26 protein-coding genes and 1 tRNA gene are annotated in these 23,971 nt (G+C 59.2%); 17 read left to right on the top strand and 10 right to left on the bottom strand.

Annotation, left to right across the window (positions count from 1 at the left end; all coding sequences use genetic code 11):
- The 5 genes from DXY37_RS13545 to DXY37_RS05010 form a co-directional block, all read left to right on the top strand.
- A partial coding sequence (locus tag DXY37_RS13545) for a hypothetical protein (RefSeq protein WP_206749757.1) occupies positions 1 to 187 on the top strand: 187 nt, incomplete at its 5' end.
- Between the two features lie 21 nt (positions 188 to 208).
- Entirely contained in the window at positions 209 to 472 is a 264-nt protein-coding gene (locus DXY37_RS04990) for a hypothetical protein (protein ID WP_067096303.1), read from the top strand.
- Between the two features lie 6 nt (positions 473 to 478).
- Complete coding sequence (locus DXY37_RS04995; RefSeq protein WP_115125653.1) at positions 479 to 1,177, top strand: ABC transporter ATP-binding protein; 699 nt, start codon at positions 479 to 481, stop codon at positions 1,175 to 1,177.
- 23 nt (positions 1,178 to 1,200) lie between these two features.
- Positions 1,201 to 1,272, top strand: a tRNA-Asn gene (locus DXY37_RS05000).
- Between the two features lie 362 nt (positions 1,273 to 1,634).
- On the top strand, positions 1,635 to 2,432 hold the full coding sequence (locus DXY37_RS05010) for a response regulator transcription factor (protein ID WP_115125655.1): 798 nt from the start codon (positions 1,635 to 1,637) through the stop codon (positions 2,430 to 2,432).
- Between the two features lie 11 nt (positions 2,433 to 2,443).
- On the opposite strand, the gene DXY37_RS05015 is transcribed toward DXY37_RS05010, so the two are convergent.
- The 3 genes from DXY37_RS05015 to DXY37_RS05025 are packed head-to-tail and all read right to left on the bottom strand — an operon-like array spanning position 2,444 to position 6,404.
- Positions 2,444 to 3,409, bottom strand: a complete 966-nt coding sequence (locus tag DXY37_RS05015; RefSeq protein ID WP_115125656.1) for a DNA polymerase III subunit delta' — start codon at positions 3,407 to 3,409, stop codon at positions 2,444 to 2,446.
- On the bottom strand, positions 3,406 to 4,047 hold the full coding sequence (gene tmk / locus DXY37_RS05020) for a dTMP kinase (protein ID WP_115125657.1): 642 nt from the start codon (positions 4,045 to 4,047) through the stop codon (positions 3,406 to 3,408). Before tmk ends, DXY37_RS05015 begins: the two co-directional genes overlap by 4 nt.
- A gap of 2 nt (positions 4,048 to 4,049) precedes the next feature.
- Positions 4,050 to 6,404 carry a cation-translocating P-type ATPase gene (locus tag DXY37_RS05025; protein ID WP_256377363.1) on the bottom strand — a complete coding sequence of 785 codons (2,355 nt, stop codon included), beginning with the start codon at positions 6,402 to 6,404 and terminating at the stop codon, positions 4,050 to 4,052.
- Positions 6,405 to 6,453: 49 nt separating this feature from the next.
- Here DXY37_RS05025 and DXY37_RS05030 point away from each other — a divergent pair, with 49 nt between their 5' ends.
- Entirely contained in the window at positions 6,454 to 6,999 is a 546-nt protein-coding gene (locus tag DXY37_RS05030; RefSeq protein WP_369818455.1) for a photosystem I assembly protein Ycf3, read from the top strand.
- A 14-nt stretch (positions 7,000 to 7,013) separates the two neighbouring features.
- On the opposite strand, the gene radA is transcribed toward DXY37_RS05030, so the two are convergent.
- A complete protein-coding gene (gene radA, locus DXY37_RS05035) occupies positions 7,014 to 8,408 on the bottom strand; it encodes a DNA repair protein RadA (RefSeq protein ID WP_115125659.1) in 1,395 nt (464 codons plus the stop codon).
- Between the two features lie 90 nt (positions 8,409 to 8,498).
- On the opposite strand from radA, the gene rpaB reads away from it, so the two are divergent.
- The 5 genes from rpaB (at position 8,499) to DXY37_RS05060 (ending at position 13,258) form a co-directional block, all read left to right on the top strand.
- The gene (gene rpaB / locus DXY37_RS05040; RefSeq protein ID WP_066909001.1) at positions 8,499 to 9,251 is read left to right on the top strand and encodes a response regulator transcription factor RpaB; all 753 of its coding nucleotides are present in this window, start codon (positions 8,499 to 8,501) and stop codon (positions 9,249 to 9,251) included.
- Positions 9,232 to 10,572, top strand: a complete 1,341-nt coding sequence (plsX, locus tag DXY37_RS05045) for a phosphate acyltransferase PlsX (RefSeq protein WP_115125660.1) — start codon at positions 9,232 to 9,234, stop codon at positions 10,570 to 10,572. The genes rpaB and plsX overlap by 20 nt, the downstream gene beginning before the upstream one ends.
- Before the next feature lie 68 nt (positions 10,573 to 10,640).
- The gene (locus tag DXY37_RS05050) at positions 10,641 to 11,654 is read left to right on the top strand and encodes a beta-ketoacyl-ACP synthase III (protein WP_115125969.1); all 1,014 of its coding nucleotides are present in this window, start codon (positions 10,641 to 10,643) and stop codon (positions 11,652 to 11,654) included.
- 27 nt (positions 11,655 to 11,681) lie between these two features.
- A complete protein-coding gene (gene fabD / locus DXY37_RS05055) occupies positions 11,682 to 12,578 on the top strand; it encodes an ACP S-malonyltransferase (protein ID WP_115125661.1) in 897 nt (298 codons plus the stop codon).
- Between the two features lie 2 nt (positions 12,579 to 12,580).
- Positions 12,581 to 13,258: a 1-acyl-sn-glycerol-3-phosphate acyltransferase gene (locus tag DXY37_RS05060; RefSeq protein ID WP_244276890.1), complete on the top strand. Its 678-nt coding sequence runs from the start codon at positions 12,581 to 12,583 to the stop codon at positions 13,256 to 13,258.
- Here DXY37_RS05060 and DXY37_RS05065 read toward each other — a convergent pair.
- From DXY37_RS05065 to DXY37_RS05075, 3 genes are read right to left on the bottom strand one after another with little or no spacing between them, the layout of a single operon-like run.
- Entirely contained in the window at positions 13,252 to 13,839 is a 588-nt protein-coding gene (locus tag DXY37_RS05065) for a YdcF family protein (protein ID WP_115125662.1), read from the bottom strand. The two genes, DXY37_RS05060 and DXY37_RS05065, sit on opposite strands and share 7 nt — an antisense overlap.
- Complete coding sequence (gene tsaB, locus DXY37_RS05070; RefSeq protein WP_115125663.1) at positions 13,839 to 14,456, bottom strand: tRNA (adenosine(37)-N6)-threonylcarbamoyltransferase complex dimerization subunit type 1 TsaB; 618 nt, start codon at positions 14,454 to 14,456, stop codon at positions 13,839 to 13,841. Before tsaB ends, DXY37_RS05065 begins: the two co-directional genes overlap by 1 nt.
- On the bottom strand, positions 14,453 to 14,704 hold the full coding sequence (locus tag DXY37_RS05075) for a Ycf34 family protein (RefSeq protein WP_067096375.1): 252 nt from the start codon (positions 14,702 to 14,704) through the stop codon (positions 14,453 to 14,455). The genes tsaB and DXY37_RS05075 overlap by 4 nt, the downstream gene beginning before the upstream one ends.
- Here DXY37_RS05075 and DXY37_RS05080 point away from each other — a divergent pair.
- A complete protein-coding gene (locus tag DXY37_RS05080) occupies positions 14,703 to 15,980 on the top strand; it encodes a CCA tRNA nucleotidyltransferase (RefSeq protein WP_115125664.1) in 1,278 nt (425 codons plus the stop codon). The two genes, DXY37_RS05075 and DXY37_RS05080, sit on opposite strands and share 2 nt — an antisense overlap.
- 64 nt (positions 15,981 to 16,044) lie before the next feature.
- Positions 16,045 to 16,476, top strand: coding sequence for an RNA-binding protein (locus DXY37_RS05085; RefSeq protein ID WP_115125971.1), 432 nt, complete (start codon positions 16,045 to 16,047; stop codon positions 16,474 to 16,476).
- 66 nt (positions 16,477 to 16,542) lie between these two features.
- Here DXY37_RS05085 and DXY37_RS05090 read toward each other — a convergent pair whose 3' ends face one another.
- Together DXY37_RS05090 and pds are read right to left on the bottom strand one after the other, a co-directional pair.
- On the bottom strand, positions 16,543 to 17,451 hold the full coding sequence (locus DXY37_RS05090; RefSeq protein WP_115125665.1) for a phytoene synthase: 909 nt from the start codon (positions 17,449 to 17,451) through the stop codon (positions 16,543 to 16,545).
- 3 nt (positions 17,452 to 17,454) lie between these two features.
- Positions 17,455 to 18,873 (bottom strand): 15-cis-phytoene desaturase, encoded by a 1,419-nt coding sequence (gene pds / locus DXY37_RS05095; RefSeq protein WP_115125666.1) that lies wholly within the window; start codon positions 18,871 to 18,873, stop codon positions 17,455 to 17,457.
- A 108-nt stretch (positions 18,874 to 18,981) separates the two neighbouring features.
- Here pds and ndhM point away from each other — a divergent pair, with 108 nt between their 5' ends.
- Positions 18,982 to 19,329, top strand: a complete 348-nt coding sequence (gene ndhM, locus DXY37_RS05100; protein ID WP_067096263.1) for an NAD(P)H-quinone oxidoreductase subunit M — start codon at positions 18,982 to 18,984, stop codon at positions 19,327 to 19,329.
- Positions 19,326 to 19,955: a DUF3172 domain-containing protein gene (locus DXY37_RS05105; protein ID WP_115125667.1), complete on the top strand. Its 630-nt coding sequence runs from the start codon at positions 19,326 to 19,328 to the stop codon at positions 19,953 to 19,955. The genes ndhM and DXY37_RS05105 overlap by 4 nt, the downstream gene beginning before the upstream one ends.
- Here the strand turns inward: DXY37_RS05105 and DXY37_RS05110 are convergent.
- Positions 19,946 to 20,950 (bottom strand): LysR family transcriptional regulator, encoded by a 1,005-nt coding sequence (locus tag DXY37_RS05110; protein ID WP_067096258.1) that lies wholly within the window; start codon positions 20,948 to 20,950, stop codon positions 19,946 to 19,948. The genes DXY37_RS05105 and DXY37_RS05110 overlap by 10 nt on opposite strands.
- 133 nt (positions 20,951 to 21,083) lie before the next feature.
- Between DXY37_RS05110 and DXY37_RS05115 the strand changes: the two genes are divergently transcribed.
- Positions 21,084 to 21,785 carry an NnrU family protein gene (locus DXY37_RS05115; RefSeq protein WP_115125972.1) on the top strand — a complete coding sequence of 234 codons (702 nt, stop codon included), beginning with the start codon at positions 21,084 to 21,086 and terminating at the stop codon, positions 21,783 to 21,785.
- A 34-nt stretch (positions 21,786 to 21,819) separates the two neighbouring features.
- Entirely contained in the window at positions 21,820 to 23,832 is a 2,013-nt protein-coding gene (locus tag DXY37_RS05120) for an NAD(P)H-quinone oxidoreductase subunit 5 (protein ID WP_115125668.1), read from the top strand.
- Positions 23,833 to 23,971: the final 139 nt, after the last annotated feature.

Below are 23,971 nucleotides of genomic sequence, written 5' to 3' on the forward strand. Positions count from 1 at the left end.
CGAGGACGTCAAACCATCCCCGCTGTGGCGCGCGTCCTACAGCGATCGTCATGAGGGGAGCTTCATGAAGCGTTACGTGACGAGCCTAGTTGGAGTCAGCGATTCTGTGGGCACTGATTCAGAAAATGAGCGCGACATAAGTAGAAATGCCCATTACTACACCGCTGCATTTCATTCGCGAAGATGAGTGCAGTGAAGAGATCCAACCGTGTACGTGATTGAGCTGGCTCTGCGCATGAGCCCCATGCCCGTGTCCGTGCAGCGCAAGGAGCATGACGCTGCAGAAGGGCTCTATCAACAGGTGCGGACGGCCCTCGAGCAGGGGCAGCCACGATTGCTCGAACTCACCTGCGAGAAGGTTGAAGGAAAACGGCTCAGTGTGCTGACCAGCGATTTGCTTGCGGTGCAGATTTACGAAAAAACGGCAGCAGCGGGTGGTAGCAAGCGCCCTGGCTTCTCTCTGGATGGCTGAACCTGCATGAGCTCGGATCAACAGACCGCGCGGGCAGGGCTGAGGTTCGAAAGAGTGAGCTACAGCTGGCCTTGCGGCAAAAAAGCTCTTGACCGCTGCAGTTTCGAGGTACCGGGGCCTGGACTTTGGATGCTCGTTGGCAGCAATGGCAGCGGCAAAAGCACCCTTTTCAGAATTATCAGCGGCCTGATCAGTCCTCAGTCGGGCCTTGTTTGCCATGATCTGAGACCAGCCCTGGTCTTCCAGAATCCAGACCATCAGCTGTTATTACCCAGCTGCGGCAGCGAGCTTCTGCTCAATCTGCCTCTCGGCTTAAGCCGTCATGAACAACGACACAGAATCCATCGACTGATGGAGCAGGTCGGGCTTGCAGGGATGGCGGGCCGTCCAATTCACACCCTGAGCGGAGGGCAGAAGCAACGCCTGGCCATCGCCGGCGCGCTGGCCAGTGAAGCAACGCTTCTGCTTCTCGACGAGCCCACAGCTCTGCTGGATACCACCAGTCAGTCAGCCATCTTGAGCACGGTCCAACAGCTCTGCCACCGTTCCAGCTCTCCGTTAACAGCTCTCTGGATCACCCACCGACTAGGCGAGCTGGATCATGCTGATGGAGCTGCCCGGATGGAGCGAGGACGAGTCGGCGGATGGCAGAACGGTCCAGCGCTACGAAGACGACTTGAACCCCTTGCGGGACGGCATGGCTGAGGGGTAGGTTCTCCTCGTCACATTCCTCGGTAGCTCAGCGGTAGAGCGGTCGACTGTTAATCGATTGGTCGCAGGTTCGAATCCCGCCCGGGGAGTTTTGATCAACTTCATCACCACAACTCGGCGAGTTGTGGTGATTTTTTTGAATACATCACAGGGACAATCGCCAACTTGAACAGCTGAACATCGCGGCAGCTGAATCGCCGCCCTGGAAAATGCCTTGAAAAACGGAATTTCCTTAACAGTAGGGCTCCGAAACCGAAGACTTTCTTTAGAGGCCGCACCGCCAAGTCGAGTCGAAGCAGGCCAAAACCTTTGTAGCAGCAGCAGTTCTGAGCCAAGAGATCCACTTCACTCTCTTCAAGGACATCAATGCAAGCCACAAAGAACCTTGAGAGAATCTGTCAAGCAATGACGCGGCATACCCTCGTCCACCTTTTCCTCCGCTGCTCTGTCGATGAAGCCCTGCATCCTGCTAATCGAAGACGACCGGGACATGCGTGAACTGGTGAGTGGTCACCTTGAGCACAGTGGCTTCGACGTGCAAAGCGCCGACGATGGAATTAAAGGTCAGGCACTGGCGCTTCAATACAGCCCGGATTTGATCCTGCTGGACCTGATGTTGCCCAAAGTTGATGGGCTCACACTCTGTCAACGGCTTAGACGCGATGAGCGAACAGCGGCCATCCCGATCCTGATGCTCACAGCACTCGGTGGAACTAAAGACAAAGTCAGTGGTTTCAATTCCGGAGCCGATGATTACTTAACCAAGCCCTTCGACCTGGAGGAGCTGCAAGTCAGGGTCAAGGCGTTGTTGCGCCGCAGCGATCGAGCACCGGTTGGAACAAGCAGCAACCATCACGAAATCCTCAGTTACGGTCCACTCACCTTGGTACCGGAACGGTTTGAAGCGATCTGGTTTGACCGACCTGTACGCCTCACGCACCTCGAATTTGAACTGCTTCACTGCTTATTGCAGCGTCATGGTCAGACTGTTGCGCCCTCTCTCATTCTCAAGGAAGTCTGGGGATACGAGCCTGACGACGACATCGAAACGATCCGAGTGCATGTGCGCCACTTGCGCACCAAGTTGGAGCCTGATCCGCGCAAACCGCGCTTTATCAAAACGGTTTACGGAGCCGGCTATTGCCTCGAGCTTCCCACTGGAGCTCAGCTTGAAGGTCTGCAAGACGTTTTGGCTCAAGCGCGCCAAGAACGTGAACAAAAAGATCAGGAGAGTCGCGCAAGCGCTTGATCAGACATTGATCAAGTTTCAATCAAATTGAGTAGCGCGACCTCCCAGGCCAGCCTGGGTTGAACAAACGACAAAAGATGCTGGCGCAGACGATCCAGCCTCTTCAAACGCTCAGGCTGACTGGATGCATTCCAGAGATGGTGCTGCCACCAGTTGATCATCCAGAGCTGCTGATCTCCTTCCAGCTGCTCTGAGACATCTCGCGCCAAGCCCAGAGCTTGCAAAGGCGTTGTGGGAAGGATCCGGAGTCTTTGTCTGAGCTCTTCAGGAATGCTGTCCCACATCCGCACGTGGTCCAGCAAAGCCCCAGGCGATCCAGCAGCCAGGGCCAGGAGCTCTGGATGACTGGCCGCCAGGCCGAGTGCTTGCTCCCCTTGTCCTTCAGGCAATTGCGCCAGCACTGAACGCATGCACTCCTCGCTAAGTCGTGTGAAACGGATCTGCTGACATCGCGATCGGATGGTGGTCAGGAGTCGTTCTGGTGCAGCAGATAACAGGATCAACAGCCCATGCCCTGGCTCTTCAAGGGTCTTCAGCAGTGCGTTGGCGGCTCCCTCCGCCATGGCCTCAGGTTGTTCAAGAATCACCAAACCTCTCGGTGACTGCAAAGGCTGGCGGGCCAGAAATCTGCTTAGCTCACGGATCTGCTCCAAGCGCACCTGCGGAGGAGTCCGCTTGCTCACGCCCATTGACTCAGCTTCCGATCGTGGGATCAGACGACCCTGATGGTTGTAGGTGGGCTCCACCCAAAGCAAGTCGGGATGGTTGCGTTCTTCAAGACGCCGGCGTTCGCGCGGAGTGGAGTGACCTCCGCCCAACAAACCTTCCAAGAAACGGAGCGCTGCAAGACGTCGTCCCACCCCATCAGGGCCACTGAACAAATAGGCGGGAGCCAGTCGGCGGTTCTCCAGAGCCGCAACAAGGAGCCTTTGCGCCAGCGGCTGCCCCTGTAACTCGCCGAACAACATCTCAGTCATAACAGTGCTTTTCCAAGCCAATCCCTCAGCCGTGTGCGAATGACCTGCTGGACTTGATCAGCGCTCTGATCCGCCGCCACCGCAGTCCAGTTTCGCTCAGCTGACAGCCGCTGGAATCCCTCAGCCACCCTGGCTAGGAAAGCCTCTCCTTCCGCTTCGATCCGATCATCGATGCAGGCACCGCGACGTTTGAGGCTCTCCTGCAGTGGCAGATCAAGCCAGAAGGTGAGATCCGGACTGACACCAGCCGTGGCGATCCGCTCCAGATCCAGGATGGTCTGCAGATCCAGTCCACGACCATCACCCTGGTAGGCGATGGTGGAGCCGCTGAAACGATCGCTAAGAACCCAGTCCCCCCGATTCAGAGCAGGGCGAATCAAACGTTCCACATGCTGAGCGCGATCTGCGGCATAAAGCAGCAATTCGGCGGTGGGACTCGGAGTCGACTCGTCAGGTGGATTGAGCAGCAGCTCGCGCAACGAACGACCCAGGGGTGTGCCGCCAGGTTCACGCGTGAGATGGAGCGTCGCTCCGGAGGGCATCAGACCACTTTCTGGAAGCCAGTCGGCGAGCTGACGAAGCTGCGTGGTTTTGCCACAGCCATCGATGCCCTCAAGCACCAGAAAACGTCCAGCCATGATCAGCGGATACGCAGGCTGAGGGCATTGAGAACCACCGACACGGAGCTGAGGGCCATGAGCAGTGCCGCAAGCGGCGGAGACAAGAGCAGATTGAAGCCTGGCAACAGAACGCCTGCAGCAACCGGCAACGCGATCATGTTGTAGCCGAACGCCCAGAACAGGTTCTGGCGAATCTTGGCCATTGTGCGTCTAGCCAGAGTCAGGGCTTCCGGCAAAGCCTCGAGCCGATCACCAAGCAGCACCAGATCTGCGGTGTCCTGAGCAATCTGCGTTCCGGTTCCCACGGCGATTCCCAGATCCGCCGCAGCCAAGGCGGGAGCATCATTGATGCCGTCCCCGACCATTCCCACAGTCTCGTTGGTGCGCCAGTGTTCGAGGCGCTCCAGCTTCTGATTCGGGAGAAGTTGCCATGCCAGTTCGTCAGCTGAAAAGCCAAGCATCTGACCGATTTTTTCGACGGCTTGACGGCGATCACCACTGAGCATCCCAATGGCCAGCCCTTGATCCCTGAGACGCTTCACTGCAACGGGGGCGTCGGGCCTGAGGCGGTCATCAATCGCCACCACCCCCAGCGGCTGGGCATCGAGACCAACTGCCACGATCGTCTGACCACGCTTGAGAGCTTGCTCAACCGCCTGTCGTTGCGTTTCAGACCACACCACACCTTCCTGCTGCAGCCATTCGGGAGAGCCAACACGCAGTTGTCCCTTCAGAGACTCGAGTGTGCCCTCCATGCCGAAACCTGGCAGGGTCCGACTGGCTGTGACCGGCAAAAGGGTGAGATTGAGCCTCTGAGCCTCCTGCAGGAGGGCATGGGCCAGAGGATGACGGCTGGTTTGTTCCAGACTCGCTGCCAGTTGGATGGTGCGGGAGGGATCGTCACTGGCCATCACCGAATCCACAAGCGGGCGACCAAGGGTGAGGGTTCCGGTCTTGTCAAAGACCATCCGCTGAATGGACGCGGACTGCTCGATCACATCGCCGCCTCTGAACAGCCAGCCCTGGCGTGCGGCAAGTCCTGAAGAGACCGTGATCACCGTGGGCGTTGCCAGGCCAAGGGCACAGGGGCAGGCCACCACGAGCACGGCAATCGCCAGCTGAAGTCCAAGACCGAACGGTGTCTGAACTCCGACGCCAAGGGCGCCATGAAGCGCAGCATCATGGCCATGATCCATGAGCACCACAGGAACCTCCAGGACCTGCGGCCAGAGACGACTACCCAGCTGCCACCAAAACAGGAAGGTGATGAGCGCCAGGCTGACGACGCCGTAGCAAAAACGGCCCGCAACCCTGTCGGCCAGCCCCTGAATGGGAGCTCGCCTGGCCTGAGCCTCCTCAACCAGGGCAATGATCCGGGCCAGGGCCGTGTCGCCGCCAACGCGCTGAACCTCCATCTCCAGATTGGCCTCGAGATTGAGGCAACCGGAACTGAGCTCCGTCCCTGGCTTGGCCTCGAGCGGCAGCGGTTCACCGGTGAGGCTCGACAAATCCACAGCAGAACAACCGTTCCGCACCACACCATCCACAGGAATCCTGTCTCCAGCGAGCAGCTGGATGCATTCGCCTGGCCGGAGCACAGCCACGGGAACCTCGCGAACCGTGTTGTCCGCCATCAACAGGCGAGCGCTATCGGGCTGGAGTGCAGCGAGCTCCTGCAGGGCTCTGCCCGTCCGCCGGCGGGCTCGCTCCTCAAGAAAACGCCCCAGCAGCACGAACCCGAGAAGCATCACAGGCTCATTGAAAAAACAAGGCCACCCCACCGAAGGCCAGATCAGTGCCACCAGACTCGCGAGGTAGGCACTGCCGACCCCAAGACTGACCAGGGTGTCCATGCTGGGCACACCGCTGCGGACCGCAGACCAGCCACTGATCAGGATCGGGCGACCAGGCCCGAGTAGAGCCACCGTGGCCAGGACAGCATGGAAGCCGAGCGTGCCGATCACCGGCAATGAGAGCGTTCCAGCTTCGGCAAGGTGACCAAGCACCGACAGCAGCAGCAGCACAAGAGCGACCATCAGCTGTCGCCACTGCCGCCACCATCCCCTGGTCCGATCGGGCTCAGTTCCCTTGGCAAACAAACCGCTCTGACGGGGCTGTGCTGGAAAACCACGACCCTGCAGAGCCGCCAGCACGTCATCAAGCAACGGCTGCGACGACGATGTCGACTCGCCATCGAGTCGAAGCCAGGCACTGCGGGTCACAAGGTTGACACTGGCCTCCTGCACACCTGGCTGAGCGAGCAGCGTGCGCTCCACCGCACGAACACACGCCCCACATTTCATTCCCTCGACATCTAGGAGAACCGCATGGGAGTGCGCGGTCGGGTCAAGTGGACGGGAAGACGCTGCTGACACTTCAACGGTTCACACCACTCCACGCTAGGCAGCACCTGTTGGGTTCAGGATGGTTTCATCCGTCCGGCTTTCCGTGCCACGCAGCAACCGCAACGACAACTTCATCGACAAGAGCTTCACGGTCATGGCCGACCTGATTGTGAAGCTGCTGCCGATCAATGCCCGGGCCAAGGAGGCCTATGTGTACTACCGCGACGGACTGTCTGCACAGAACGACGGTGATTACGCCGAAGCCCTCGAGAACTATGAGGAGAGCCTCAAGCTCGAGGAGAACCCGATCGATCGTGGAGAAACCCTCAAGAACATGGCGATCATCTATATGAGCAACGGCGAAGAAGACAGAGCCATCGAGACCTATCAACAGGCTCTTGATGAAAATCCCAAACAGCCGTCGTGTCTCAAAAACATGGGGCTGATCTACGAAAAACGCGGACGAATTGCCGAAGAAGAAGGTCGCCGCGATGAAGCAGACGTCTGGCTCGACAAAGCCGCTGAAGCCTGGACGCAGGCAGTGCGTCTGAATCCAGGGGGCTATCTCGACATCGAGAACTGGCTCAAATCCAGTGGCCGCAGCAATGTCGACGTTTACTTCTGAGCCTTCGAAGGGGCTCAGGCCTCCTCCTCAGGGTTCACCCCGAGGCCCAACACGAGGGCTTCTGTGATGGACCCCGCCTCCAGCAGGTCTAGATCCAGACCGGAAGCGACCGGACCCAGGCCACTCCCACGAGGCACGACGGCTCGTCTGAAGCCCAGACGAACAGCCTCCTGCAGGCGCAACTCCAGCTGGCCCACCGGTCGCAGCTGACCTCCCAGGCCAAGTTCCCCGAGCAGAACGGTGCCGGCCGGCAGAGTCAGATCTCTGAAACTGGCCACCACCGCCGCGGCCACTCCCAGGTCTGCCGCGGGCTCCTCCACATCCAGGCCACCAGCCACGGCCAAATAGCAATCGAACCTTGAGAGTGGAAGGCCCATGTGCTTTTCGAGCACGGCCAGGATCTGATGCAGACGGTTGACGGCGATCCCAGTGGCAGTCCTTCGGGGACTGGCATAGCTGGTGGCACTGACTAGCGCTTGCAGATCGACCACCAGCGGCCGGGTGCCTTCACAGGCAACGATCGTTGCCACACCATTGGCCCGCTCACCACTGAGGAATAGCTCACTGGGATTGCCAACCTCCTCCAGGCCCTGACCACGCATCTCAAACACCCCCAGCTCATGGGTGGCACCGAACCGGTTCTTGACAGCCCGAAGCAGGCGATGGCTAGCGAAACGATCTCCCTCGAAGGTGAGCACCGCATCCACCAGGTGTTCCAGCACCTTTGGACCGGCCAGCGCGCCTTCCTTCGTGACATGGCCCACAAGCAGCAACGCGGTGTTCTGACGCTTCGCCAGTCTCTGCAAGGCAGCCGCACATTCCCTTACCTGAGCGACGGACCCAGGTGCACTGGAGAGTTCGGCATCGTGCAAGGCCTGGATGCTGTCAATGACGGCCACATCTGGCCTGAGAGCTTCGAGTTCCTGCAGCACCAGCTCCAGATCCGTCTCCGCCAGCAATTGCAGATCACTGCTGTCAGCAGTGAGCCTCTGCCAGCGCAGCTTCACCTGCTGTGCAGATTCTTCGGCACTCACATAGAGCACCACACGATCCCGTGCAATGGCTGATGCGCTCTGCAACAGCAGTGTGCTCTTGCCGATCCCAGGATCCCCCCCCACCAGCACCAGTGATCCAGGGACCAGTCCGCCGCCAAGAACGCGATTGAGCTCCCCGTAACCACTGCCGATGCGCTGAAGGGGCTGATCGCCGAGGGATGCCATTGACGTGGAACGACGCGCCTTCGGTGCAGCGGCGGGATCGGCCCCGGAGCGACGGCGGCGGCCGTCGTCCTTGGGCGCCGATTGCTCCACCAAAGAATTCCAACTACCGCAGCTGCTGCACCGCCCAAAGAACTGCCGTGTCTGGGCACCACAGCTCTGACAGACGTAGAGATTGGCCGATCGGGGCACGTCGAATGATGAAGAAAGTTGGCGCTACGTGAACGACTGAACCCGCTAATCACCTATTTGTGAGCACTATCTTCGCTCCTTGCCGGCGATATGACGGCCTCAGCACCCTCCACCTCTAAGGAAACCATCCTCGTAGTGGATGACGAGGCCAGTATCCGCAGGATCCTCGAAACCCGGCTCTCGATGATCGGGTACAACGTCGTCACGGCCTGCGACGGAACCGAGGCCCTGGAAAGCTTCCAGGAATGCAACCCGGATCTGGTCGTACTCGACGTGATGATGCCCAAGCTCGATGGCTACGGGGTCTGTCAGGAACTGCGCAAGGAGTCGGATGTTCCGATCGTGATGCTCACAGCTCTCGGCGATGTCGCTGACCGGATCACGGGCCTTGAGCTCGGGGCGGACGACTATGTGATCAAACCCTTCAGTCCGAAGGAGCTTGAGGCTCGGATCCGCTGCGTTTTGCGCCGCGTGGAAAAAGAGCACGCTGCCGGCATCCCCAACTCCGGAGTGATCCAGGTCTCAGACCTGAAGATCGACACCAACAAGCGGCAGGTGTTCCGCAACGATGAGCGCATCCGTCTCACCGGGATGGAATTCAGTCTGCTTGAACTGCTCGTCAGCCGATCAGGCGAACCGTTCAGCCGCGGTGAGATCCTAAAGGAGGTATGGGGTTACACCCCTGAACGCCACGTCGACACCCGGGTCGTGGATGTTCATATCTCACGTCTTCGTTCCAAATTGGAAGACGACCCAGCCAACCCCGAGCTAATCCTCACGGCTCGCGGCACCGGCTACTTGTTCCAGCGCATCGTCGATTCTGTTGCCTCCGAAGGATCCTGACCTCACCCCGGACGCTGCGCCGAGGATCAAAGCCCGCCGATCTAAGGCTGTTCGACGCCTTGTGATTTGGTATCGGCGCAATGCTGCAGTGACCACCCTGGTGGACACTGCAGCCACGTCAGCGAATGCCGCCGGGAATGTGGCAGGTTCAGTCACCTCCATGGCGGGAACTGTGGTGAACAGCGCCGGCAGCATGGCCGGCTCCGTGCTGCAACCCGTGATGGATCCCCTCCGACGCCTTCAGGGCGGGGTCCCAGGCGAAGACCTCGAGATCGACGACCGCGACCGTGTGTGGGTTGCCGTGGACGGAATGGGGGGTGACAACGCTCCTGTGCCGATTTTGGAGGGATGCCTCCAGGCCATCGAACGGCTTGCCGTGAAAATCCGCTTCGTCGGCGAAACGGACCGGGTGCTGGAAGCTGCCACCGCTGCAGGCCTGGATGACGCGTTGAATGCGGCGCTTGATGCTGGCCGGCTGGAACTGATCACCAGCGGCCCCTCCGTGGAAATGCATGAGGAGGCCACGGTGGTGCGCCGCAAACGCGACGCCAGCATCAACTTGGCAATGGATCTCGTGAAGCGAGGCGAGGCCCAAGCCGTTTACTCCGCAGGCAACTCCGGGGCTGTGATGGCTTCAGCCATCTTCCGGCTGGGACGACTGGCCGGCATCGACCGACCCGCCATCGGGGCCCTGTTTCCCACCAAAGATCCCGGCCAGCCAGTGCTGGTGCTCGACGTGGGAGCCAACATGGATTGCAAGCCCTCCTACCTGCACCAGTTCGCTCTGCTGGGAGACATCTACTGCAGAGATGTGCTGCAGGTGAACCAACCCAGGATCGGACTGCTCAACATCGGCGAGGAGGAATGCAAGGGCAACGATCTTTCCGTGCGCACCCATGAGCTGCTCATCGAAGAATCACGTCTGCACTTCGCCGGCAACTGTGAAGGGCGGGATGTGCTGTCGGGAGAGTTCGATGTGGTGGTCTGTGACGGATTTACCGGCAATGTTCTGCTCAAGTTCCTTGAATCGGTTGGCAGCGTGCTGCTTGGTGTGCTCAGAGCCGAACTGCCACGTGGACGTCGAGGCAAGGTGGGGTCCGCCTTCCTGCGCAGCAACCTCAAGCGCATCAAAAAGCGGTTGGACCATGCCGAACATGGCGGAGCACTGCTGCTGGGCGTGAACGGCATCTGCGTGATCGGCCACGGCAGCAGCAAAGCCTTGTCAGTGGTCAGCGCCTTGCGACTGGCCCATTCCGCCGCCAGTCATGGCGTGATGGATCATCTCGCCCAGCTGGGAGCTAAAGCCACCTCGCGAGCATGATCAACCCTCTTGCCTGACAGGCGTTCTGGCGGACTGTGATTGACTGACGCCACTGCTTGGACCTTCTTTTGGCTGGAGCATCACCGCACTCTCGAGGCGTCGCTCTGATCGGCAGCGGCAGCGCCCAGGCAGCCCAGGTGATCACCAACCATCAGCTGGGTCAGCGTGTGGAAACCAGCGATGAATGGATCCGCAGCCGCACAGGCATCTCCACGCGACGAGTGAGCAGTCCAGATCAACGCCTCAGCGACCTTGCAGCTGAGGCCGGTCGATCGGCTCTGGAGATGGCCGGTTGGTCCGCTAACAGCCTCGACTTGGTGTTGCTGGCGACCTCAACGCCAGATGATCTGTTTGGCTCAGCCCCGGCAGTTCAGGCCGCACTGGGCGCTTCGAATGCCGTGGCTTTTGATCTCACGTCCGCCTGCAGCGGTTTTCTGTTTTCGCTGGTGACGGCCGCTCAGTATGTGCGCACAGGCGCCATGCGACGGGCTCTTGTGATCGGTGCTGATCAGTTGAGCCGTTTCGTGGACTGGGATGACCGCCGCAGCTGTGTGCTTTTCGGCGATGGTGCCGGTGCTGTCGCCCTTGAAGCCAGCGATGACGACGGACTCCTGGGGTTTCTGCTGCGCAGTGATGGGGCCCGCGGTGGGGTGCTGAACCTGCCTGCTCTCGACAGCGATGCACCCTTGGCAGACGATGCTCGCCATCGCCTGGGTGGCTACCGACCGATCGAGATGAATGGTCAGGAGGTCTACAAATTCGCCGTGCGCGAAGTGCCGGCGGTCTTGCAATGCCTGCTTGAACGCTGTGCGGTTAGCCCTGAAACAATCGACTGGCTGCTCCTGCATCAAGCCAATCAGCGCATCCTCGATGCCGTCGCCGATCGCTTTGCGATTCCCAGGGCCAAAGTGCTAAGCAACCTGGCGCACTACGGCAACACCTCAGCGGCAACCATCCCTCTGGTTCTTGATGAAGCCGTGCGGGAAGGCAAAATCCAGCCTGGACACCTCCTGGCAAGCAGTGGTTTTGGAGCTGGTCTGAGTTGGGGAGCAGCCCTATTGCGCTGGCAGGGTCCCGCCTAGGCTCCCAACACCGTTGCGTCACTGTGAATGTCGATCGCCTGGGTGTTCCCCGGTCAGGGGTCTCAGAAAACCGGCATGGCCGACCCAGTCCTCAGCCTGCCTGGCGCGGAGGAACGCTTCGCTCTGGCATCGAACCTGCTTGGCAGGGACCTTCTCAAGATCTGCCGGGGTGAAGGCTCAGATGCTGACAGCCCCTCCGATTTGAACGACACCCGCAACACCCAGCCGGCTCTGTTTGCGGTGGAATCGCTGATTGTGGATGAGTTGCTGCGCCAGGGCAGGCAACCCGACCTGGTGGCCGGACACAGCCTTGGCGAGCTGGTGGCGCTTTACGCGGCTGGTGTGTTCGATGCCGCCACCGGCCTGGAGCTGATGCAACGCCGATCGGAGCTGATGGCGAGTGCAGGAGGAGGCGCAATGACGGCAGTGATCGGTTTTGACCGCAGCCAACTGGAGAGCCTTGTGGATGCCACTGAAGGCGTGGTGATTGCCAATGACAACAGTGATGCCCAGGTCGTGCTGTCAGGCAGCCCAGAGGCGGTGAACTCGCTGAGTGAAGCACTCACCTGCAAACGAGCCATTCCCCTCGCCGTCTCCGGAGCCTTTCATTCCCCTTTTATGGCGAAGGCGGCAGATGCCTTCGCGTCCCATCTCGACAATGTGGCCTTCGCAGATGCGCGCTTCCCGGTGTTCAGCAACACCGACCCCACCCCCAGCCGCGATGCCGGTGAGCTGAAGCAACGACTGCGTCGCCAGATGACCACTGGCGTGCGTTGGCGGGAAACAATGGCGGGAATGACCTTATCGGGCGTGGAAACCCTTGTTGAAATCGGTCCTGGCAACGTACTTAGCGGTCTGGCCAAACGTGCCATGAAAGGGGTCACCACGTCGCAGCTGGCAAGCGTTGGCGACCTGGGTCTGTGAATGTGAGCAGCAACCTTGCAACCAACACCAGCGACCTTCAGCCACTGAAGGCGCCGCGTCCAAGCCTCACCTACAGGCTGGTCAGTGGGCTGCTGGTGTTTCCAGTGTTCAGGATGCTGTTCCGCGGACGCACCCGCGGCAACGGCAACGTGCCGATGGATGGCCCCCTGGTTGTTGTGGCGAACCATGGGTCGCATCTCGATCCACCCTTGCTTGGCCATGCTCTGGGACGACCGGTGTCGTTCATGGCCAAAGCCGAGCTGTTCCGAATCCCGATCCTTGGCCATCTGATCCGAGCCTGCGGCGCCTACCCGGTCAAGCGTGGAGCGAGCGATCGTGAAGCCATTCGCACAGCCACCGCCAGACTCAATGATGGCTGGGCCATCGGCGTCTTTCTCGATGGAACCCGACAGTCGGATGGTCGCGTGAACCAGCCAATGCCAGGCGCAGCTCTGCTGGCGGCGAGGTCAGGAGCTCCGCTTCTGCCAGTCGCCATCCTCAACAGCCACAGAGCCCTGGGTACAGGTCGCAATCTGCCGCGCTTGGTGAAGCTTGAGATGCGAATTGGCACGCCCATTCCCGCACCAACCAGCAGGCGAAAACCCGACTTGGAGGCGACGACACGCGAACTGCAACGACGGATCAACGCCCTGCTCGATCATGCCCCGCTCGATTATTGAGCGCTGAACAGCTGAGGCCAGTGTCTGCGAGCCCATGGCTTGAAATCCCGACCTGTGATCACCCAGGCAGCCGCGCGTAATCCATCTCCAACACGTTTGCTCAGGCTTTCATCACGGCATTGAGGCCTACAGCTGACTGGAACACCTGTCAGTCGAATGCCACGGCTGCCAGCGATGATGCCACCAACAGCCATCGCCCGTGGCAGATGGTCTTCGCTAGTGACCAAAAGCAGATGATGAACCCCATCTCTTTGCAGTTCGTCCACCAGCGACGTGAAATTTCCGAGCGTGTCCTTCGCCCTGTAATCCAATCGAACCCGGTCCTGCGTGAGACCGGCATCACGAACCAGAGACTGGGCATATTCAGGGTTGGTCCCACCGCTCACGACCAAAGGCAGGTTCATCCGGCGCGCCAGATGCAGACCCATCCGCTCACGATCAGCATCGCCACCGAGCACCAGAATGCGCTGGGGCTGATGATTCGTGAGAGCAGCTTCCGCGAAGGGGCGCAGGGGACCAGCTACAGCGGCTCCGGCCAGAACGGCTGCACAGAAAAGCAGCGAGCGACCACCAAACCCCATCAGACTGGCCCCACAGGGGAAGTGGGATAGATCGGCAGGACCGGGTCCCATGGACCTGGAAGGTCTCGGTCATGACACTCACGGCAGTAGCGCAGTAGTTGCCGCACATCTGCAGGAACATCAACAGCCATCTCAACAGCTGGAGCAGGCTGATCGCGCTCGCTGAGCAAGCGAGGGGATTCTAGTTCCTCCACCTCGGCCTTCACAATCCTGTAGCGGCCGGCGACCTGTCCCCTGCGGGGCAGGGTCTGCACAATCGAAAACGGCTGGTCGCGCTGCAGCTCGGGCAGCTGTTGATGAAGCCTTGGAGCCATTAAGGCGAAACTGCTTACACCGTGCAGTGGTGTCCCCAACTGCTGAGCCAGGGTCCTGGCCACAACAACAGTGAGACGGGTGCCCGTAAATCCGCCCGGTCCTGTGGCCACGGCAAGCCTTCTGATATCTGCCCACTGATCAGCGGGCAACAGCTGCTGCATCGAGATCACCAGCTCATTAGTGAGCGCGCGTCCAAGCGAACGACACATCACGCGGGCTTCCTCGATGGGGGCCTCTGCAGCCACCAGTGCGATCCCAAGAGTTTCTGTGGAGCTGTGCAGAGCGAGCAGCCAGTCGCTCATGTAGGCACCTCCTCACCCGGCCTGAGTCGACTCCAACGCCCTTGATCCAGTTGAAACGATCCACAGCCACGCACATCCCATTCGACACCGACCTGCCCTGCCGGCAAGTCCATCACGCTGATATGGATTCGAGGATCCGCAGGCTTCAGATCAGGTGTCTCAGCGAGATGGGGGGCACCATGCTGACGCTCCACAGCGTGATAGGCCTGACAGCGGTCCACCCAGCGGCAGTCCACACAGATGCACATGCCCCCCCGCTCCAGTTCTTCATCCATTCTGACTGGAGATCGGGGCAGGCTGGCTGAAATCGTCTGGCAGCGTTTGAAACCAGACAGCTGGCCGGTGCGGCCCACAGAGCTCCCGATCGGATCAGTGCTGGTGGGAGGGGCCGTTCGTGATGCACTCCTAGACAGGCTTTCTGATGCTCCTGACCTGGACCTGGTAGTGCCGGACAACGCCCTCAAGAACACACGACAGCTGGCTCAAAAGCTTGGCGGGGCCTGCGTTGTCCTCGATGAGCAACGGGACATGGCCCGCCTCGTGCTGGGGGGATGGACGATCGATCTAGCCCGACAGGACGGGGAGATGCTGGAGGACGATCTGAACCGTCGCGATTACCGGCTGAATGCCATTGCCCTCAGCTTTGACGGCACCCCAAGGCTGCTCGATCCCACAGGTGGTCTTGAGGATCTGCAGGACGCCCGGGTGGTCGCTGTTAACGAAACCAATCTTCAGGTGGATCCCCTGCGTTTGTTACGAGGCCTGCGCCTGATCGCGGAACTGAATATGCGCCTGGACGCTCAGACGCTGAAGATGCTGCACCGCAACCGTTCCCTGCTTCCCCGTGCAGCGCCGGAACGGATCCAGGCTGAACTGCTGCGGCTTGTCGCAGCACCTGCTGCCGACCGCGCCATGGCGACTCTTCTGGAACTGGAGCTATTGAAGCCCTGGACGAGGCAGAGCTCAGCCACTGGTGATCAACAACCGCTAGGGGCGGCAAAGACAAGCGAACTGCTCACAGACAGCGAACGCCATCAAGCCCTACCGCTCGCAAGGCTCACCAGGCTACTGCCGGAAACCGGACTGAAAGAGCTTCGTTTCAGTCGCCGACAGCTGCAGCGATGTGAACGGCTGCGTTACTGGATCCAGCGTTCAACAGACAGCGGGGGATGTCCTTGTCCGGATGCTTTGAAGGAGCCAGAACGATTACGGCTCCACATGGATCTTGAACAGGATTTACCTGCGCTCATCCTCACTTGGCCCGCAGCACTACAGCAGTCATGGCTGGAGCGCTGGAGAGACCCCCAGGACCCCCTCTTCCATCCACGGCCACCACTTAATGGCACAGATCTGCAGGAAACCCTCCAGATTTCGCCTGGACCCACTTTGGGCGCTCTGATTCAACACTTGAGCCTTGAGCGTGCGTATGGTCGGGTTTCAACTCGTGAGCAGGCGCTGAACGCAGCCCGATCCTGGTTGTTCCACCAAGAGGTTCAGACAGTCCCGGATGGGTCCTGTGATTAACTGCCCTTGCAGTGACGACAACGATCGGCCTGACACGCAGTCTTCCGTTTCCCTTCCCCGTTTCATGAGCGTGCGTCTTTACATCGGCAATTTGCCGCAGAATTTTGAGAGCAAAGAGCTTGAAGCTCAGCTCACCAGCGTTGGGGAGGGAATTCGCTTCAAGGCCGTTCTCGACCGTGAAACAGGTGCCTGCCGAGGCTTTGGCTTCGCGAACGTCGACGACGAAAAAGTCGCTGATGCCGTGATTGAACAGTTCAACGGCAAGGAACTCGGAGGGAATTCACTCCGTGTCGAACGCTCGGAGCGACGCGACAGCAATGCCAGCGGTGGTGGGCGACGCGGACAGGCCAGTGGCCATGCACCGGGCTCAGCTCGCAAAGCTGTCAACAAGGTTGTTCACAGTGATGCCAAAGCCGAAGAGGCACCCGATCCCCGCTGGGCAGGTGAACTTTCAAAGCTCAAGGAGCTTCTTGGAAATCAGAAAACGGCTGTCTGAACAGTCGTTTGATCTAATCAGCATCACCGGTCATCTGAGATGACCGGTTTTTTTGACCTAAGACGATTAGCGTGACTGAGCGAGGACAAAAGAGCGAGGAAGGTCAAGGAACTTATTGAGCTTTCCCACGTAGGCGCGCTTGTTGAAGACGTCGTAATCGTGGCGCTCGATCACATCCAAAATCCCCCTGTAGAGGCGAAGGGACGTCCACACTGGCCATCGTGCATCGCGGGACAACCAGCGCACTCCAGCCTCAGAGCGATCAAACCACGCACGAGCGCGGCTCAGCTGAAACGCCATGAGATCCTTCCAGGCTTGATTGATGCGACCTGCCATCAGGTCATCTTCGGAATATCCGAAGTGCTCAAGATCTTCCAACGGCAGATAGATCCGACCACGACCTCGATCTTCTCCCACATCACGAAGAATATTGGTGAGCTGGTTGGCGATTCCAAGCGCAACTGCGGCATCTGACGTATCAGGACGATCGCTCCAAGGCGCAGAGCTGTAAGCCTGATCCAAACCCATGACCCCCTGAGTCATCAGGCCAACTGTTCCTGCAACCCTGTAGCAGTACAACCTGAGATCGTCGAAACGGGGGTAGCGAGTCCAGGTGAGATCCATGCGCTGTCCCTCGATCATGTCGAGATAAGGCTGAATGCTCTGAGGAAACCGCTCGAGCGTGTCGACCATCACCGCATCGAGCTCATCCTCGACCTGTCCTTTGAACAGGTCGCGGGTTTTCAACTCCCAGCGATTTAGACGATCGGCCAGCTCCTCCACAGGACGAGCCTGAGCCTCAGGACTATCCATGAGCTCATCGGTACGTCTGCACCAGACGTAGATCGCCCAGATTGCCCGACGCTTCTCATGGGGGAGCAGCAGCGTTCCGAGATAGAACGTTTTGGCCCACTCAGCGGTCTCCCGACGACAGGCCTCGAAGGCTGCGTCGAGGTCCGGAGCTGCGAGAGGCATGACTCAGGCCGAAACCGGCTCGATGGCTGGAGACGATGATGCCAGCTGATCGCTCTCACGGTCCACCGCCCCTGCACAGAGTTTTCCGCTGAGAACTGCACCTTCCATGGATGCGAGATAGCGCTGCATTGTGTAATCGCCCGCCAGGAAAAAGTTTTTGATCGGCGTGGTCTGATCCGGACGAAGCTGCTGGCAACCAGGAGTAGTTTTGTACACCGAAAGAGGTGTCTTCACCACCTTGAATTTCCGCAGCGTGGCGGGGTTATCTCCACCGAAGTGAGTAGGGAACAACTTGTTGAGTTCACCCATCGTGGCCTCGATGATCTCTTCATCTGAACGTCCGATCCAGTCTTTGGCGGGAGCGAACACGAGCTCCAGCATCGACTTATCAGGGTCTTCGTACTCCTTGCAGGTGATGCTCATGTCGGCGTAGACGCTGAGCAGTGGCGAGCGGCTGAACAGCAGGTGATCAATATCGGTGAGCTTGCGATCGAACCAGAGATGCAGGTTGATCACAGGGACTCCACGCAGGCCGTCGAGCTTTTTGAAAACGTCCATCTGCTTCCAAGGCTGCGGGAGCAGCAACTTGAAAGGGTCCACCGGTAGAGCACTGACGTAGGCATCGGCGGTGAGGTCGAAGCTCTCCTTGCCCTTGATGCCACCGATATGGAAGGCAGCCACAGAACCATCGTCATTGAGCTTGATTTCACGCAGCGGGCACTCGAGGTGAACCTCACCGCCAAGCGATTCGATGTGCTCCACCATCGGCTGGCAGAGCCTCTCCGGCGGTGCTCCATCGAGGAAAGCCATCTTGGAGCCGTTCTTCTCCTGCAGGAAACGATTGAGGGCTGTGAGCACAACCGTGGCGGAGATTTCATCGGGGTCGATGAAATTCAGCGCCTTGCTCATCGCTAAGAACACTTCATCGTTCACCCGTTCGGGAATGTTGTGGACCCGCAGCCACTCGGTCCAGGAATACTTGTCGCACTCTTCGACATACCCCTGCCCCCGAAGCATCGCAGGCACGAGGCCTAGGCCGAAGCTGATTTTCTCAGGCCAGCTCAGCATGTCGTTATTTCCCAGGATCGCGGCCACACCATTCACAGGGGCTGGCAGATCAGGAAAATCGAAGCGGCTGTAAGTGCCTGGTTCCTCCTGCTGATTGAAGATCATCGAATGACTCTTCCACTGCAGCCGGTCTTCGATATTCAACTCTTTGAAGATCTGAAGCATGTTCGGGTAGGCCCCGAAAAAGATGTGGAGCCCGGTCTCATACCAGTCACCGTCCTCGTCTTTCCAGGCTGCAACCTTGCCACCGAGCACGTCGCGAGCCTCGACCACAACGGGCATATGGCCAGCATCGGCCAGATACTTGGCGCAGGAAAGACCTGCCAAACCGGCACCCGCAATGGCGACACGCATGCTTCTGAACACAAGATGAAAACAACCTTAAAAGGAGAGGTCTCCTCTCCGCTTCCTAAAGTCACCTGCAATACGCCTGCGCGGTGTTCGCATCGCTTCGCTTGATTCATGGCCGAGACCCTGCTGAAGAGCACCACCCGTCACGTGCGCCTGTTCACGGCGCGGGTCGAGAATGGTGATCTGGTCGCCGACCCGAGTCAACTCACCCTCGACTTGGATCCCGACAACGAATTCGTCTGGTCTGACAGCACCGTCGAGACTGTCCAGCAACGCTTCCGCGAACTGGTCAAGAGCCATGACGGTCAAGCGCTGAATGACTACAACCTGCGTCGCATCGGCACGGAACTCGAAGGATGCATCCGCGAGCTGCTGCAGGCCGGAAAGCTGAGTTACAACCCCGACTGCCGAGTCCTCAACTATTCGATGGGTCTTCCCAGAACGCCTGAACTGCTGTGAGTCGATCCCCCTACGACCGTTCCGGCTCCGGCTACGACCGGAGAAGCGGTGACCGCCGCCGTGATGAGCCGCGCAGGGATGACCGCCGGGACGGCAGAGGATACGGAGGGCCACCACCTCCGAAGAATGGTGGCAACGGCATGAGCTTGAACACGGCCACCATTGCTGTGCTGGCTGGGGTTCTGATTGTGGGAATCGGCATTGGCAGTGCCGTCACCAGCACCACTCAAGGCGACCAAGGCAACATCGCCAGCTCACAACAGCTGGACATGGCAGTGCCAGACCCAGAGTTCTGCAGGCAGTGGGGTGCCAGTGCCTTTGTGATGGATATCGAGATGTATACGACGCTGAATCCATCCAGCAGTTTTGTCACTCAGCCGACCCTGCAGCCTGGATGCGTGATTCGAAGAGAAAACTGGGCGGTGCTGCGCAAGGAAGGGGCTATCACCTCAGCGCAGGAGAGGGAATGCAAACAGCGTATGAACACCTTCGCCTACATCGGCTCAGTGCGTGACAAACCTGTTGTGCGTTGCGTTTACCAGACCGACATCACTCAGAACAAGTTCCTGACCCGAGGCGTGGCGGATGACACTGTCGGAATCACTCCGGAAGCCGATCAGTTCTGATCGATCTCCCCGGTTTGCTCAGAGCTGATGTCCTGAGGCACTGCGGCAGCCCTTCCCTGACGCAAGGGACTGTCAGCACTTGCAAAGACCGGCAATACATCTCGCCGGAAGGCTTCGGCTGCTCGGGAGCAATAGCGAGATGGGTTCGTGATCAACTTGAGCTGACGACGCACCTGCAGGTCGACGACGGTTGGGCGTAACAAGGTCCCGGCAGTGAGCTCACGCTCGATCGAGACCACTGGAAGGAAAGCCGCGCCCAGACCTGCCTGAACGGCATTTTTGATCGCTTCGAATGAGTTCAGTTCCATCTCAATCCGCAGCCGCTGAACATCCAATCCGGAGCGGCCGAGCAACTGATCAACCATCTTGCGAGTGGTCGACTGCGCATCCAAGCTCACAAAACCAAGCCGATAAAGGTCATCCTTGCTGAGCTCCACCAGACGCGCGAGGGGGTGCTTCACAGGCAGCACCAGAGCCAACTCGTCACTGGCATAGGGCACAACCTGCAGCAGTTCATTTAATTCAGCTGGTAATTCACCACCGATGATCGCCAGATCGATCTGTCCATTAGCGACACTCCAGCCGGTACGCCGGGTGCTGTGAACATGCAGCTGCACGGCCACATCCGGGAATTTCTGGCGGAACAAACCGATCATGCGAGGCATGAGATAAGTCCCGGTGGTCTGGCTGGCGCCAACCAGCAAAGAGCCCCCCTTGAGGTCGTGAAGATCATCTAGCGCCCTGCACGCCTCATGACACTGACTGAGAATTCGATCGCAGTAGCTGAGCAGAAGGTGGCCCGCTTCTGTGAGCTGAGCCTTGCGACCGCCACGGTCGAAAAGAGCAACCTCCAGCTGCTTCTCCAGATTCTGAATCTGCAAGCTCACCGCCGGCTGGGTCACATAAAGACTGTCGGCTGCCTTTTTGAAACTGCCCTCACTGACGATGGCCCGCAGGATGCGCAGCTGATCCAGGGTGAAGGGCAGATCGGCCATGGAAAGCTGCCCGAAAAACAGCAGATGCCCAAAAACTGTAGGGGTCCCCTTCCCTGCCGAACGCCAGAATCACGGCTCTCGCAGCATCTCGTTGGCTGACGCAACAGCAGGCATCCATCACAGCAGCCTGGTGATGCTGGGGTTGCTCGTTGTTTTCGCAGTGATTCACAGCGGTGGCGCAGCCTTGCGATCACGGGCTGAGGCCAAGATCGGCGCGCGAGCCTGGCGTCTGGTGTTTGCAGCCCTGAGCATTCCCTCAGCCGTTGTGGTGATCGCCTACTTCCTGGCTCACCGCTATGACGGCATCCGGATCTGGAATCTTCAGGGTCTCCCAGGGATGGTACCTGCCATCTGGGTTGTGACGGCGATCAGTTTCCTGTTCCTCTACCCAGCCACCTACAACCTGCTGGAGATCCCTGCGGTGCTTAAGCCTCAGGTGCGTCTCTATGCCACAGGAATCATCCGGATCAGCCGACATCCTCAGGCTGTCGGTCAGATTCTCTGGTGCATGAGCCATGCACTCTGGATTGGAAGCAGCTTCATGTTGGTGACCTGTGCAGGTCTGATTGCGCATCATCTCTTTGCCGTCTGGCATGGCGACCGACGACTCAAAGCCCGCTTCGGAGAAGCTTTCGACAGTCTTCAGACCGAAACATCCGTGGTTCCGTTCGCCGCCGTGATCGATGGGCGCCAACAGCTGGTGTTGAGCGAGCTGGTCCGACCGGCTCAGCTGGGCATCGCCATCGCAGTCGGGGTGTTCTGGTGGGCGCACCGCTACATCCCCAGAGGGGGCATGGCCTTTCTGCACTCGCGTCTCGGAGAATTGTTGAACTGAGCTGCCTACACTCGCTACAAGCTGTTTTGTCTGGATGCCCTCGGCTGCCGACTCCGCCTGGTTGATTCCAGTGCTGCCCTTGTTCGGGGCCCTGATTACTGGTCTGGGTCTGATCAGCTTCAACCGCACAATCAACCGATTGCGAAAACCGGTGGCCGTGCTGCTGATCAGCTGCATTGGTGCTGCCGCAGTGATCAGTTATGCGGTGCTTTTGGAGCAACTGGGAGGCGCACCACCGGTTGAACACCTGTTTATATGGGCAAGCGCAGGGGATTTCATCCTGCCGATGGGCTATGTGGTCGACCCTCTTGCCGCAGTGATGCTGGCTCTGGTCACCACTGTGGCCTTGCTGGTGATGATCTACTCACATGGCTACATGGCGCATGACAAGAGCTACGTGCGCTTTTTCACCTACCTGGCCATCTTCAGCAGTTCGATGCTTGGACTGGTGGTGAGCCCCAACCTGCTCGAGATCTACGTGTTCTGGGAGTTGGTGGGCATGTCGTCCTATCTGCTGGTGGGCTTCTGGTACGACCGAGACGGCGCAGCACATGCCGCTCAGAAGGCTTTTGTGGTCAACAGGGTTGGTGACTTCGGCCTCTTGCTCGGCATCCTCGGTCTGTTCTGGGCTACAGGCAGTTTCGACTTCCAGGGAATCGCCGATGGGCTTTCAGCGGGAGTGAGCAGCGGCATCGTGCCGGGCTGGGCAGCTCTCCTTCTCTGTCTGTTTGTGTTCATGGGTCCGATGGCGAAATCGGCCCAGTTCCCTCTTCACGTCTGGCTGCCGGATGCGATGGAAGGTCCAACACCGATCTCGGCACTGATCCACGCCGCCACGATGGTGGCTGCCGGCGTGTTTTTGGTGGCACGTCTCGAACCGCTTTACAGCCAGTTTCCGAGCGTGGGCGTGTTCATCGCCGTCACCGGCACGATCACCTGCTTTCTGGGAGCCTCGATCGCCCTTACCCAGATGGACCTCAAAAAGGGACTGGCCTACAGCACCGTGTCCCAGCTGGGCTACATGATGCTGGCCATGGGCTGTGGAGCCCCCGTTGCCGGCATGTTCCACCTGGTGACCCATGCCTTCTTCAAGGCGATGCTCTTCCTGGGGTCGGGATCAGTGATTCACGCCATGGAGGACGTGGTGGGACATGAACCTGTGCTCGCCCAGGACATGCGACTGATGGGCGGTCTGCGCAAAAAGATGCCGATCACAGCGATTACCTTCCTGATTGGCTGCATCGCCATCAGTGGCATCCCTCCGCTGGCAGGTTTCTGGAGCAAAGACGAAATTCTTGGCCAGGCCTTTGGCACATTTCCCATCCTCTGGGTGGTGGGCTTTCTCACCGCCGGCATGACCGCGTTTTACATGTTCCGGCTCTACTTCCTCACCTTCGAGGGAGACTTTCGCGGCAACGATGAGGCCATGCAGGCTCAGCTGATGGCTGCCGCCGGCAAGACTGTGGATGAGGAACATGCCCACCATGCGGGCAGCCTGCATGAATCGCCATGGCCGATGACCCTGCCGCTGGTGGTGCTCGCGGTCCCCTCCGTCCTGATCGGTCTGCTCGGCACTCCCTGGAACAGCCGCTTTGCCGGACTTCTTGACCCCGAAGAAGCCCTTGAGATGGCGGAGCATTTCAGTTGGGGAGAATTCCTGCCTCTGGCAGGAGCCTCCGTTGCCATCTCCGTGATCGGAATCAGCGTGGCTGTGCTCGCCTATGCCCTGCGTCGCATCGATCTAGGTGTGCTGGTAGCAGCTCGCTTCCCAGCCGTTAATGCCTTTCTTGCCAACAAGTGGTATTTGGATGACATCAACGACAAGCTGTTCGTCCGCAGCAGCCGCAAAATTGCACGAGAGGTGCTTGAAGTTGACGCGAAAGTGGTTGATGGTGTCGTGAACCTCACCGGCCTGCTTACGCTTGGCAGCGGAGAAGGTCTCAAATACTTCGAAACCGGCCGCGCCCAGTTCTACGCCCTGATCGTGTTTGGTGGTGTCATTGGCCTGGTGGTGCTCTTTGGTGTTCTTGGTGGCCCGATTAATTGACCTCATCAAGTGCACAGTGCCTCATTCATCATCAAGCTGAGCAGCCCTCTGGGAGCTGCAACTCAGGAAGAAAGCTTCAATCAGTTTGGGCGGCATAATGAAAACCTCCTTCCGTTTCTGATCTGAAGTCTGCAGATCT

Origin of the sequence: Synechococcus sp. GEYO (assembly GCF_900473955.1) — a bacterium.
GTDB lineage: Bacteria > Cyanobacteriota > Cyanobacteriia > PCC-6307 > Cyanobiaceae > Synechococcus_C.

What these genes read in the sequence shown, in the direction of transcription:
- DXY37_RS04995 (WP_115125653.1), top strand. Translation starts at nt 479, where the DNA reads ATGAGCTCGGATCAACAGACCGCGCGGGCAGGGCTGAGGTTCGAAAGA.
- DXY37_RS05010 (WP_115125655.1), top strand. Translation starts at nt 1,635, where the DNA reads ATGAAGCCCTGCATCCTGCTAATCGAAGACGACCGGGACATGCGTGAA.
- DXY37_RS05015 (WP_115125656.1), bottom strand. Translation starts at nt 3,409, where the DNA reads ATGACTGAGATGTTGTTCGGCGAGTTACAGGGGCAGCCGCTGGCGCAA.
- tmk (WP_115125657.1), bottom strand. Translation starts at nt 4,047, where the DNA reads ATGGCTGGACGTTTTCTGGTGCTTGAGGGCATCGATGGCTGTGGCAAA.
- DXY37_RS05030 (WP_369818455.1), top strand. Translation starts at nt 6,454, where the DNA reads ATGGTTTCATCCGTCCGGCTTTCCGTGCCACGCAGCAACCGCAACGAC.
- rpaB (WP_066909001.1), top strand. Translation starts at nt 8,499, where the DNA reads ATGACGGCCTCAGCACCCTCCACCTCTAAGGAAACCATCCTCGTAGTG.
- fabD (WP_115125661.1), top strand. Translation starts at nt 11,682, where the DNA reads ATGTCGATCGCCTGGGTGTTCCCCGGTCAGGGGTCTCAGAAAACCGGC.
- DXY37_RS05065 (WP_115125662.1), bottom strand. Translation starts at nt 13,839, where the DNA reads ATGGGGTTTGGTGGTCGCTCGCTGCTTTTCTGTGCAGCCGTTCTGGCC.
- tsaB (WP_115125663.1), bottom strand. Translation starts at nt 14,456, where the DNA reads ATGAGCGACTGGCTGCTCGCTCTGCACAGCTCCACAGAAACTCTTGGG.
- DXY37_RS05080 (WP_115125664.1), top strand. Translation starts at nt 14,703, where the DNA reads ATGCCCCCCCGCTCCAGTTCTTCATCCATTCTGACTGGAGATCGGGGC.
- DXY37_RS05075 (WP_067096375.1), bottom strand. Translation starts at nt 14,704, where the DNA reads ATGTGCATCTGTGTGGACTGCCGCTGGGTGGACCGCTGTCAGGCCTAT.
- DXY37_RS05085 (WP_115125971.1), top strand. Translation starts at nt 16,045, where the DNA reads ATGAGCGTGCGTCTTTACATCGGCAATTTGCCGCAGAATTTTGAGAGC.
- DXY37_RS05090 (WP_115125665.1), bottom strand. Translation starts at nt 17,451, where the DNA reads ATGCCTCTCGCAGCTCCGGACCTCGACGCAGCCTTCGAGGCCTGTCGT.
- pds (WP_115125666.1), bottom strand. Translation starts at nt 18,873, where the DNA reads ATGCGTGTCGCCATTGCGGGTGCCGGTTTGGCAGGTCTTTCCTGCGCC.
- ndhM (WP_067096263.1), top strand. Translation starts at nt 18,982, where the DNA reads ATGGCCGAGACCCTGCTGAAGAGCACCACCCGTCACGTGCGCCTGTTC.
- DXY37_RS05110 (WP_067096258.1), bottom strand. Translation starts at nt 20,950, where the DNA reads ATGGCCGATCTGCCCTTCACCCTGGATCAGCTGCGCATCCTGCGGGCC.
- DXY37_RS05115 (WP_115125972.1), top strand. Translation starts at nt 21,084, where the DNA reads ATGCTGGGGTTGCTCGTTGTTTTCGCAGTGATTCACAGCGGTGGCGCA.
- DXY37_RS05120 (WP_115125668.1), top strand. Translation starts at nt 21,820, where the DNA reads ATGCCCTCGGCTGCCGACTCCGCCTGGTTGATTCCAGTGCTGCCCTTG.